The sequence below is a fragment of the Gemmiger sp. An50 genome, assembly GCF_002161595.1.
GTDB lineage: Bacteria > Bacillota > Clostridia > Oscillospirales > Ruminococcaceae > Allofournierella.
Window position 1 is genome coordinate 143,643 of the sequence record NZ_NFID01000008.1, and the last position, 10,916, is coordinate 154,558.

9 protein-coding genes and 2 tRNA genes are annotated in these 10,916 nt (G+C 57.6%); all 11 read left to right on the forward strand.

What is annotated here, in order from left to right:
• Positions 1–3: 3 nt before the first annotated feature.
• The 11 genes from mnmG to B5G03_RS09100 all read left to right on the forward strand — a co-directional run bounded on the left by mnmG (position 4) and on the right by B5G03_RS09100 (position 10,590).
• Complete coding sequence (gene mnmG, locus B5G03_RS09055) at positions 4–1,920, forward strand: tRNA uridine-5-carboxymethylaminomethyl(34) synthesis enzyme MnmG (protein WP_087181393.1); 1,917 nt, start codon at positions 4–6, stop codon at positions 1,918–1,920.
• Positions 1,917–2,624 (forward strand): 16S rRNA (guanine(527)-N(7))-methyltransferase RsmG, encoded by a 708-nt coding sequence (gene rsmG, locus B5G03_RS09060; RefSeq protein ID WP_087181394.1) that lies wholly within the window; start codon positions 1,917–1,919, stop codon positions 2,622–2,624. The genes mnmG and rsmG overlap by 4 nt, the downstream gene beginning before the upstream one ends.
• Before the next feature lie 294 nt (positions 2,625–2,918).
• Positions 2,919–3,728, forward strand: a complete 810-nt coding sequence (locus tag B5G03_RS09065; protein WP_087181395.1) for a ParB/RepB/Spo0J family partition protein — start codon at positions 2,919–2,921, stop codon at positions 3,726–3,728.
• A complete protein-coding gene (locus B5G03_RS17070; RefSeq protein WP_140401670.1) occupies positions 3,721–3,975 on the forward strand; it encodes a hypothetical protein in 255 nt (84 codons plus the stop codon). The genes B5G03_RS09065 and B5G03_RS17070 overlap by 8 nt, the downstream gene beginning before the upstream one ends.
• 90 nt (positions 3,976–4,065) lie before the next feature.
• Positions 4,066–4,827 (forward strand): ParA family protein, encoded by a 762-nt coding sequence (locus tag B5G03_RS09070; protein ID WP_087181396.1) that lies wholly within the window; start codon positions 4,066–4,068, stop codon positions 4,825–4,827.
• A 15-nt stretch (positions 4,828–4,842) separates the two neighbouring features.
• Positions 4,843–5,709 carry a ParB/RepB/Spo0J family partition protein gene (locus B5G03_RS09075; RefSeq protein ID WP_087181397.1) on the forward strand — a complete coding sequence of 289 codons (867 nt, stop codon included), beginning with the start codon at positions 4,843–4,845 and terminating at the stop codon, positions 5,707–5,709.
• Between the two features lie 18 nt (positions 5,710–5,727).
• Positions 5,728–7,023, forward strand: coding sequence for a serine--tRNA ligase (gene serS / locus B5G03_RS09080; RefSeq protein ID WP_087181398.1), 1,296 nt, complete (start codon positions 5,728–5,730; stop codon positions 7,021–7,023).
• 163 nt (positions 7,024–7,186) lie between these two features.
• Positions 7,187–7,263 (forward strand) — tRNA-Met (locus B5G03_RS09085).
• A gap of 96 nt (positions 7,264–7,359) precedes the next feature.
• Positions 7,360–7,434: transfer RNA gene (locus B5G03_RS09090), tRNA-Glu, on the forward strand.
• A gap of 99 nt (positions 7,435–7,533) precedes the next feature.
• Positions 7,534–8,376 carry a DUF368 domain-containing protein gene (locus tag B5G03_RS09095; RefSeq protein ID WP_242962371.1) on the forward strand — a complete coding sequence of 281 codons (843 nt, stop codon included), beginning with the start codon at positions 7,534–7,536 and terminating at the stop codon, positions 8,374–8,376.
• A gap of 171 nt (positions 8,377–8,547) precedes the next feature.
• A complete protein-coding gene (locus B5G03_RS09100) occupies positions 8,548–10,590 on the forward strand; it encodes a KUP/HAK/KT family potassium transporter (RefSeq protein ID WP_242962373.1) in 2,043 nt (680 codons plus the stop codon).
• Positions 10,591–10,916 lie beyond the last annotated feature (326 nt).

Here is a 10,916-nt window from a genome sequence, read left to right on the forward strand (position 1 = left end):
AGCATGAACCATTTGGGAGATTATCAGGTGATTGTGGTGGGCGCGGGCCACGCGGGCATTGAAGCGGCCCACGCGGCGGCGGCGCTGGGCGCAAAGACCGCCCTGTTCACCCTCAGCCTGGACGGCATCGGAAACATGCCCTGCAACCCCAGCATCGGCGGTACCGCCAAGGGCCATCTGGTGCGGGAGGTGGACGCGCTGGGCGGCGTGATGGGCCTGGCGGCAGACGCCACCACCCTGCAGAGCCGGATGCTCAACCGGGGCAAGGGCCCGGCGGTGCATTCCCTGCGGGCCCAGATCGACCGGCGGGCCTACCATGATTTCACCAAGCATTTTCTGGAAAAGACCAATAATTTGGACATTAAACAGGGCGAGATCGTGGATCTTGCCCTGGAGGATGGCCGGGTGACCGGCGTATATACCCGTTTGAACGGTTTTTATGGGGCTCAGGCGGTGGTGCTTTGCACCGGTACCAATCTGGGCGGGCGCATCTTTGTGGGCGACGCCAGTGTGGAGAGCGGCCCGGACGGCCAGCAGGCGGCCAACCTGCTGAGCGAGCGGCTGCGTCAGGCGGGGCTGCCCCTGCGCCGGTTCAAAACCGGTACCCCTGCCCGGGTACACCGGCGGAGTATTGATTTCTCGGTGCTAGAGCCCCAGCCCGGCGAGGAGCCGCCGGAGCCGTTCAGCTTTCTGACTCCGGAGGGCGGCATCAAAAATCTGGTGGATTGCCACATCGCCTACACCAACCCGGAGACCCATCGGATTATTCTGGACAACCTGCATCGCTCGCCGCTGTACGGGGGAATGATCGAGGGTGTTGGCCCCCGGTACTGTCCCAGCATCGAGGATAAGGTGGTGCGTTTTTCGGACAAGGAGCGGCACCAGATCTTTGTGGAGCCCTGCGGGCTGGACACCGAGGAGATGTATCTGCAGGGAATGAGCAGCAGCCTGCCGGAGGATGTGCAGAATGCCATGTACCGGACCATCAAGGGCTTCGAAAACATTGAGATCCTGCGGCCCGCCTATGCCATCGAGTATGACTGTATTGACCCTACTGCCCTCCAGCTGACCCTGGAAACCCGGGCGGTGAAGGGCCTGTATGGTGCAGGCCAGTTTAACGGGACCTCCGGCTATGAAGAGGCGGCGGCCCAGGGCCTGCTGGCTGGCATGAACGCCGGTCTGGCAGTGCTGGGCAAGGAGCAGGTGATCCTGCCCCGGCATTCCTCCTACCTGGGCACCCTGGTGGATGACCTGGTGACCAAGGGCGTGATGGACCCCTACCGAATGATGACCAGCCGCAGCGAATACCGTCTGACCCTGCGACAGGATAACGCCGACGAGCGGTTGACCCCCATCGGTCGCAAGGCGGGTCTGGTGGACGATGTCCGCTGGCAGGCCTTTGAACAGGCCATGGCGGTGAAGGCCCGGGAGACCAAACGGCTGGAACAGACCAGCGTAAAGGCGGCAGAGCTGAACCGGGTGCTGGAGGAAAAGGGCATTGCCCTGGTGGAAAAGGGCGGTCCGGCGGCGGAGCTGCTGCGGCGGCCTGAGCTGGACTATGCCATTCTGGCTCAGGTGATCGGCTGGGGTGACGGTGTGGACCGTCGGATGGCGGCCCGTATCACCACCGAAATCAAATACGCGGGCTACATTGCCCGGCAGCAGCGGGCCATCAAGGATGTGAAGCGACTGGAGAATACCCCCATCCCGGAGGACTTCGACTATGCGCCGTTGAATGGCCTGCGGCTGGAGGCTCGGGAAAAGCTGGCACGCATCCGGCCGGTGAGCCTGGCCCAGGCGGGCCGAATCCCCGGGGTAAGCCCGGCGGATATGGCGGTGCTCAGTGTAGCGGTGGAAGCCGCCAACCGAGGCCGCAGAACAAACAGCAGCGAAGCCCAGAACAAGGAGGCGGCGGAATGATCGATACACAGCGTTTGCAGGAAAAATGCGCCCGGCAGGGCATTGAGCTGACCGGCGTTCAGCTGGACCAGTTGAACCACTATGCCCGGCTGCTGGTGGAATACAACCAGAAGGTGAACCTGACGGCCATCACCGACCCGGAGGGCATCGAGGATAAGCACTTTCTGGATAGCCTGCTCTTTGCCAGCCAGCCGGAGGTGGCAGGCAAAATGATCGATGTGGGCTGCGGCGCGGGTTTTCCGGGCCTTGTGACCAAGATTTACAAGCCGGAGCTGGAACTTACCCTGATGGAGCCCACCGGCAAGCGAGTGGAGTTTTTGAAATACGTTTGTGCCGAGCTGGGCCTGACCGGCGTGGAGTTTGCCAAGGAGCGGGCAGAGGAAGCGGCCCGCAAGCAGTGGCGGGAGACCGCCGATGTGGTGAGCGCCCGGGCAGTGGCGGCGCTGCAGATTCTGGCGGAATACTGTTTGCCCCTGACCAAGGTGGGCGGCGTGTTCATTGCCATGAAGGGCGCGGGTGCTGAGCAGGAGCTGGCCAGCGCCAAGGGCGCCATTGCCAAGCTGGGCGGTAAGTTCCGGGAGACCCGTGACTTCCAGCTGCCCGGCGGCGACGCCCGCAGCCTGGTGGTGTGCGAAAAAATATCGCAAACTCCGACCGCTTACCCCAGAAACGGAGGAAAGATTGCAAAATCCCCGCTGAAATAAGAAGAAAAGGGAAGAAATCCAGAGAATTTTGTAAATGGAAATTTCTGGATTGCACAGCGCGCCTGTGGTATACTTTTGCTGGAAGCAAGAGATGCCGCATGGCGCGCTTTTGTGTTCCGAAGGATAAGGGATCATTTCTGCGGCCCGGCCAGGAAATACATAACAGAAAATAGGGCAAAAGGCTGCCATGCAAGCGGCGGCGATGGTTTCCAGGCTGTTGGGCGGGGTGCTGCCCCAAGGCTCCTGCCTGCTGGGGGCCGCAGAATTTTCCGCAACAAAAAGGAGGGTACCAGGATGCTGCCGCGCAAAGCCAAGGTAAAGGGAAAGGTGTTTGCCATTCCCACAGAGCTGATCGACCCGTCGCCCTTTCAGGCACGCAGACACTTCGATGAAAAAGAGATCGCACAGCTGGCAGTGAGCATTCTGGAGAATGGTTTGCTGCAGCCGGTTTCGGTCCGCCGCTGTGGTGAGCGGTATCAGCTGGTGGCAGGGGAGAGACGGCTGCGGGCCTGCAAGCTGGCCCAGCTGCAGGAGATACCGGCCATTCTGTGTGATTATCAGGACCAGGCCACCGCGGCGCTGGGTCTTTTGGAAAATATGCAGCGCCAGGACCTGGACCCCTTTGAACAGGCCAAGGGCATTCAGGACGTAATCGCCCTGTGGGGGTGTACCCAGGAGGAGGCGGCCAAGCGGCTTGGCATGGCTCAGCCTACTTTGAACAACAAGCTGCGGCTGCTTCAGCTCAGCGACCAGCAGCAACAGTTTTGCCGCGCCAACAATCTGACCGAACGGCATGCCCGGGCGGTGCTTCGGCTGGAGGAAGCCCAGCGGCTGCCGGCACTGGAAGTCTTTGCAAAGCAGGGGATGAACGCCCGCCAGGCAGATGAGTATGTGCAGCGACTGGTGCAGAGAACGCCGCGCAAGAAAACCGTTCCCATGGTGCGGGATGTGCGGATTTTTGTGAACACCATCAACAAGGCGGTGCGCCTGATGGTGGATGCGGGCGTGAAGGCCTCTACTCGTCGGGTGGAAGGGGATGGCTTTGTGGAGTATACGGTGCGAATCCCCACCGAACCGGGCCAGCAGGCCCGCCGCATTGGCTGAATTGTTCCACGTGGAACAATTCAGAAGAATACTTGCTCCCCGCTCCGGTTTCGAAGATTGGGTTCAGCGATATAGGGAAAAGAGAAAACAGGGTGCAAAGGGGAATGTTCCACGTGGAACATTCCCCTTTGCATTTGCAGAGAAAAGAACAGGAAAGCCCATCAAATTGTTCCACGTGGAACAATTTGATGCCAAAAAGCCGGAGAAAAGAATGAAATCTGAGGAAAATCCAGTGAGATGGGTGTAATCATGCCGAAATCTATGCTATAATAACACCGATGCCTGCCGCGAACAACCGTTTCGCGGATGCAGATCTGATGAATTGGAGGCACAAGCGGTGGGAAAAGTAATCGCAGTTGCAAACCAGAAAGGCGGCGTGGGCAAAAGCACCACCGCGGTGAACCTGGCGTCCTGTGTGGCGGCAGAGGGGAAACGGGTGCTGATTGTGGACCTGGACCCCCAGGGCAACACCACCAGCGGCTATGGAATTTCCAAACGCAGCGTAGAGACCAGTGTGTACGATCTGATCATCGGCGAGGCCCAGGCCCAGCAGGCCATTGTGCCCACCGAGTTTATGGTGGATGTGATTCCGTCCAACATTCAGCTTTCCGGCGCAGTGATCGAGCTGGTGAATATGGAGCGGCGGGAAAGCCGTCTGCGCCAGGCGCTGGCTTCGGTGGCGGGAAATTATGATTACATCTTTATCGACTGCCCGCCCAGCCTGGACCTGCTGACCCTGAATGGTCTGTGCGCCAGCGATTCGGTGCTCATTCCAATTCAGTGCGAATACTACGCGCTGGAAGGACTTTCCGAGCTGATGAGCACCCTGAAAACAGTTCGCAAGATGTACAACCGGTATCTGGAGATCGAGGGCGTGGTGTTCACCATGTACGCGGGACGGCTGAATCTGACCCTGCAGGTGGTGGACCAGGTAAAGAAATTTTTCGGCGACAAGGTCTACAAGACCACTGTGCCCCGGAATGTGCGCCTTTCCGAGGCGCCCAGCTACGGGCAGCCCATCAATTACTACGACCCGGCCAGCAAGGGCTGCGAAGCCTACCAGGCCATGGCGAAGGAATTGCTGAGCAACAATCGTTAAAAAGGAGGGCGGCAAATGGCACAAAAGAAAGGCGGCCTTGGCCGCGGGCTGGAAAGTCTGTTTGAGGAAACGGCCCGGGACGTGGGCCGGGAGGTGAGCACCCTCCCTCTGCGGGACATTGAACCGGACAAGGAACAGCCCCGCAAGGACTTCTCCGAAGAGCCCTTGTCGGAACTGGCAGCCAGCATCACCGAGCACGGTGTGCTGCAGCCTATCACGGTACGCCCCTGCAACAGCGGCGGCTACAAGATCATCGCGGGTGAACGCCGCTGGCGGGCTGCCCGTCTGGCGGGTTTGTCTGAAATTCCGGTAATCATCAAGGATGTGACCGAGAGTGAAGCCATGGAAATGGCGCTGATTGAGAACCTACAGCGTGAGGACCTGGACCCGGTGGAGGAGGCCTTCGGCTACAAGCAGCTGATGGAGCGCTGCGGGTTGACCCAGGAACAGGCCGCCAAGCGGCTGGGCAAGAGCCGCAGCTCGGTGGCCAATAGCCTGCGGCTGCTGAATCTGCCCCAGCGGGCGCTGGAGTGGCTGCAGACCGGTCATCTGACCACCGGCCACGCCAAGGTGATTCTGGGCCTGGAGAGCGAAGAGCTGCAGGAACAGGCGGCCCAGATGGTAGTAGAAAACGACCTGAACGTGCGCCAGACCGAAGCGCTCTGCAAAAAGCTGGCTAAGCCCGAAAAACCTCCGGTCAGCCAGCCGGTGCGTCCTGCTCTGCCGGACGAGGTGGAGCTGGCACTCCGCGAGGTGCTGGGCAACGAGGTCAAGGTGGCCTACAAAAACGGGCGGGGCAGCCTGACCGTTCATTTTTACTCGGATGAGCAACTCACCGCCTTTGCCAACCTGCTGGGCGGTTATCAAAAGGAAACAATCTGAAAAAGGGGATAGAAATTTATGCTGGACTTGCGTTTTGTACGGGAGAACCCGGAGCTGGTCAAGGAAAACATCAAAAAGAAATTCCAGGATTCCAAGCTGCCTCTGGTGGATGAGGTCATCGCTCTGGATACTGAGAACCGCAACACTGTGACCGAGGCGAACAACCTGCGCAGCGAGCGCAACAAGCTCTCCAAGCAGATCGGCGCGCTGATGGGTCAGAAGAAGTTTGAGGAGGCCGAGGCCGTGAAGGCTCAGGTGGCCGCTCAGGCGGACCGTCTGAAGGATCTGGAGGCCAAAGAGACCGAGCTGGAGGAGAAGATCCGCAACATCATGCTAGTCATCCCCAACATGATCGATCCCAGCGTGCCCATCGGCCCGGACGACAGCCACAACGTGGAGGTGGAGCGCTTCGGCGAGCCTGTGGTACCTGACTTCGAGATCCCCTACCACACCGAGATCATGGAGAGCTTCGACGGCATCGATCTGGACAGCGCCCGCCGTGTGGCCGGCAACGGCTTCTACTACCTGCTGGGCGATATTGCCCGCCTGCATGAGGCTGTGCTGGCCTACGCCCGCGACTTCATGATCGACAAGGGCTTCACCTACGTGATTCCTCCCTTCATGATGCACGGCAGCGTGGTGCAGGGCGTTATGAGCTTCCCCGAAATGGACGCTATGATGTACAAGATCGAGGGTGAGGACTTGTATCTGATCGGCACCAGCGAGCACACCATGATCGGCCGTTTCGTGGATCAGCTGATTCCTGAGGCCAAACTGCCCCAGACCCTGACCAGCTACAGCCCCTGCTTCCGTAAGGAGAAGGGCGCTCACGGTCTGGAGGAGCGCGGCGTGTACCGCATCCATCAGTTCGAGAAGCAGGAGATGATCGTGGTCTGCAAGCCTGAGGAGAGCATGGAGTGGTACGACAAGATGTGGCACAACAGCGTGGAGCTGTTCCGCAGCCTGGATATCCCCGTGCGCCAGCTGGAGTGCTGCTCCGGCGACCTGGCTGACCTGAAGGTGAAGAGCTGTGACATCGAGGCCTGGAGCCCCCGTCAGAAGAAGTACTTCGAGGTGTGCAGCTGCTCCAACCTGGGCGATGCTCAGAGCCGCCGCCTGAAGATCCGCGTGAAGGGCGAGGACGGCCGCAACTACCTGCCTCACACCCTGAACAACACCTGCGTGGCTCCTCCGCGTATGCTGATCGCCTTCCTGGAGAACAACCTGCAGGCAGACGGCACCGTGAAGATCCCCGAGGTCCTGCGCCCCTACATGGGCGGCAAGGAACTGCTGGTTCCCAAGCACGGCAAGTAATCATTGAAACAGAGAAGAGCCTCCGGAAAAGCATCCGGAGGCCCTTTTAGTTCATGGTAAAAAATGGAAGAAAGTTTTTAAAAAAAAGATGAAAAAACTGTTGACAAGTCAATCTCTGTTTAATATAATATAAAAGCGCCCTACATACGGCGCAATTGAATATGGCGGTATAGCTCAGTTGGCTAGAGCATTCGGTTCATACCCGAAGTGTCACCGGTTCGAATCCAGTTACCGCTACCATCAAATACAGGGTTTAGCTAGAATACTTGGGGGTTACCCGCAATAGTGGGTGATGAAGTATGCTTGCTGTTTTAGCTAAACTTTGTATTTTTATAAGGCCCATTGGTCAAGCGGTCAAGACATCGCCCTTTCACGGCGGTAACCCGGGTTCGATTCCCGGATGGGTCACCAGAAGCCCGGATCTGTTGTTACAGCAGGTCCGGTTTTTTCTTGCAGTATTAAGTTGAGAAAATTAATACTTTATCCAATTAAAATAAGGAGAATAACCATATGAAAAAACGGCAAAGGATGTCGCCTGCAATGGCGCTGCTGCGCGTGCTGCAGGGGGCGCTCATTGGATTGGGTGCGGTGTTGCCCGGCATTTCCGGCGGTGTGCTGTGTGTGATCTTCGGAATTTACCGGCCGGTGATGGAACTGCTGTCTGACCCCAGGAAAAATTATAAGACCCATCTGCCCAAACTTGTCCCGGTGATTGTGGGCATGGGTGTGGGATTTCTGGGGGTGGCCAATTTGCTGGCCTTCTTTTTGGATCGATATCCCAATCAGTCGGTCTGCCTGTTCGTGGGACTGATCGGCGGCATGCTGCCCTCGCTGCTGAAGCAGGCGGGTGAGCAGGGGAGAACCAAAGCCTCCTGGAGCGCGCTGGGCGGAGCGTTTGCCCTGGTGCTGGGCCTTCTGGTGGCGCTTGAAGTGTTTTCGATTCAGGTGACTCCTTCAGTGCTTTGGTACCTGTTCTGTGGCTTCTGCCTGGCGCTGAGCGTTATTGCACCGGGAATGAGTTTTTCCACCCTGCTGATGCCGCTGGGGCTTTATACGCCCTTTGTGGAGGGCCTGGGGCGGCTCCGGCCCACAGTCCTGGTGCCGGGAATCGCCGGTGCGGTAATTACGGTAGTGCTGCTGGCGAAGGCAGTGGACCGGCTGTTTGAACGACACTACTCGGTGGCGTTCCATGCCATTGTGGGTGTGGTAATAGCAGCTACGCTGGTGATCATTCCCTTTAAGGATATGGCCACCTCGCCCAAGGCGCTGACCGCTGATCTGATTTGTCTTGCGGTGGGAATCGTGCTGGCGCTGGCACTGGACCGGTTTAACGCCCGTTTCCCGAAGGAGTAACGGATTTGTTTTAAAATGCAGAAAAGTAATGCTTTTCGATGCGGCATTGAAAAACCTGTTGACAAGACAGGAAAAAGCGAGTAAATAGAAAGAACAAACATGATAAGTACCCCGGCCGAATCCTTTCGGCCGGGGTCAACAGCATTATAACAGAGGAGAATGAAAAACGATATGACGGCAGCAGAAAAACGACCGGCGATCCCAATCAGTCCGGCAGCGGCACTGGTGGCCATTGGTGTGGTGTACGGTGATATCGGCACGTCGCCCATGTATGTGATGAAATCCATTGTGGCGGGAAACGGTGGCCTGAGCAGTGTGGACCCGCAGCTGATTCTGGGCTCCCTTTCGCTGGTGATCTGGACGCTGACTCTGCTCACCACCGTGAAATATGTTCTGGTGGCCATGCAGGCGGACAACCACGGCGAGGGCGGTATTTTCTCCCTTTACAGCATCGTGCGCCGCAGCCGCAAGCATCTGGTGGTGCTGGCTATGGTGGGCGGCGCCGCTCTTTTGGCGGACGGCGTGCTTACCCCGGCCGTAACGGTGACCACGGCGGTGGAAGGTCTGCGCAGTATTCCGGCGCTGGCGCTGCTGCTGGGCCCGGGCCAGAGCAGGATCATCCAGATTACTCTGGTGATTTTGGCGGTTCTGTTCCTGATTCAGCGGGCCGGAACAAGTTCCATCGGCAAGGCCTTTGGTCCCATCATGACGATCTGGTTCCTGTTTTTAGGAGGCATGGGTCTTTACCACATGGCAGGGGACTGGACGGTGTTGCAGGCGCTGAACCCCATGCTGGCATTGCGGGTGCTGGTGAGCCCTTATAATAAAATGGGCTTTTTCATTCTGGGCAGCGTATTCCTTGCCACCACCGGCGCCGAGGCGTTGTATTCCGATATGGGCCATGTGGGCAAGGGCAATATCTACATCAGCTGGCCCTTCGTGAAGGTCTGCCTGATTCTGAACTATCTGGGGCAGGGCGCCTGGCTTATCGCTCACCGGCAGGACCCAGAGTTGAGCCGGATGCAGGATATGAACCCCTTCTTTGAGATGGTACCGTCTCAGCTGCGGCTGCTGGCGGTTCTGCTGGGTACTCTGGCGGCGATCATTGCATCCCAGGCGCTGATCACCGGCGCTTTTACCATGGTGTCCGAAGCTTGTAAGCTGGAGCTGATGCCTCACATGCAGATCGTTTATCCCTCCCGCACCATGGGTCAGCTGTATATTCCCCTGGTCAACATCTGCCTTTGGGTGGGATGCTCGCTGCTGGTGCTGTATTTCCGCTCCAGCCGGCGGATGGAGGCAGCTTATGGCCTGGCCATCACGGTAACCATGCTGATGACCACCATGCTGCTGTTTGTGTTCCTGCGAGATAAAAAGCATCGGGGGCCCATTGCCTGGGGCTTCCTTGCCCTGTTCGGCGGGGTTGAACTGATGTTCCTGCTCTCCAGCTTGACCAAATTCGCGGAGGGCGGCTATGTGGCCGTGGCGCTGGCAGCGGTGCTGCTGTTCATCATGTACATCTGGCACCGGGGAACCCAGGTGGAGGACACCCAGGCCATCTATCTGAATGTGGATACTTATAAAGAGGTATTGGGCCAGCTGAGGGCAGACGAGAGCGTGCCCTGCTTTACCGATAACCTGATTTATCTGACCAAGAGCCGCTACCATAATTTTGTGGAGCGGGATATTCTGTATTCCATTCTGGAAAAAGGGCCCAAGCGGGCGAGGGCTTATTGGTTTGTAAGTATCCACGTGGAGGATGTGCCCTATAAGCGGGAGTACGAGGTGGAGAGCTTCGGCACCGATTATATCTTCCGGGTAAAACTGAACCTGGGCTTTAAGGAAAACCAGCGCATCAATGTGTATCTACGTCAGATCGTGCAGGAGCTGATGGAAAGCGGAGAGCTTCCGCTGCAGAAGCAGCGCTATGCGGTGGAGGCTCCGGGGGATGTGGGTGGCTTCAAATTCTGCATCATCCGCAAGCGGGTAGTGCCGGAAAGCGATTTGCCTGCTTCGGACCAGGGCATCTTGTCGGTGAAGTATGCGATCCGGCATGTGGCGGGCTCGCCGGCCCGTTGGTATGGGCTGGAGAACTCGATCCTGGCGGTGGAGTATCTGCCCTTGTTTGTAAGAATGAAGGAAAGCGCACCCATACGCAGAAAAAGCGAATGGGGCAAGAAGAAAGAGACTGCCCCGGCGGAGCAGCTGCAATAAGAAAGGGACGGGGGTTTCCCCCGTCCCTTTCCTTTATATATAAGGGGAGAGGAGAGCAGTTTGGAAAAGAAGAAAAAACATGGAATAAATTTCAAAAAAGTGTTGACATGTGTTCCATGGTGTGGTATTATAATCAAGCTGTCGCGAGAGACAGCGAGCCGCTGAAAAGCTAATAAAAATATTTCAAAAAAGTGCTTGACAAAAAGAACTTTGCGAGATATAATAAACAAGCTGTCCCGCGAGGGAGAGCGGCACAGGACCTTGAAAATTGAACAATATCGAAGCTTGAACGGAACCTTATCGTGATGGAAAATCACGTTAAACAA

What these genes read in the sequence shown, in the direction of transcription:
- mnmG (WP_087181393.1), top strand. Translation starts at nt 4, where the DNA reads ATGAACCATTTGGGAGATTATCAGGTGATTGTGGTGGGCGCGGGCCAC.
- rsmG (WP_087181394.1), top strand. Translation starts at nt 1,917, where the DNA reads ATGATCGATACACAGCGTTTGCAGGAAAAATGCGCCCGGCAGGGCATT.
- B5G03_RS09065 (WP_087181395.1), top strand. Translation starts at nt 2,919, where the DNA reads ATGCTGCCGCGCAAAGCCAAGGTAAAGGGAAAGGTGTTTGCCATTCCC.
- B5G03_RS09075 (WP_087181397.1), top strand. Translation starts at nt 4,843, where the DNA reads ATGGCACAAAAGAAAGGCGGCCTTGGCCGCGGGCTGGAAAGTCTGTTT.
- serS (WP_087181398.1), top strand. Translation starts at nt 5,728, where the DNA reads ATGCTGGACTTGCGTTTTGTACGGGAGAACCCGGAGCTGGTCAAGGAA.
- B5G03_RS09095 (WP_242962371.1), top strand. Translation starts at nt 7,534, where the DNA reads ATGAAAAAACGGCAAAGGATGTCGCCTGCAATGGCGCTGCTGCGCGTG.
- B5G03_RS09100 (WP_242962373.1), top strand. Translation starts at nt 8,548, where the DNA reads ATGACGGCAGCAGAAAAACGACCGGCGATCCCAATCAGTCCGGCAGCG.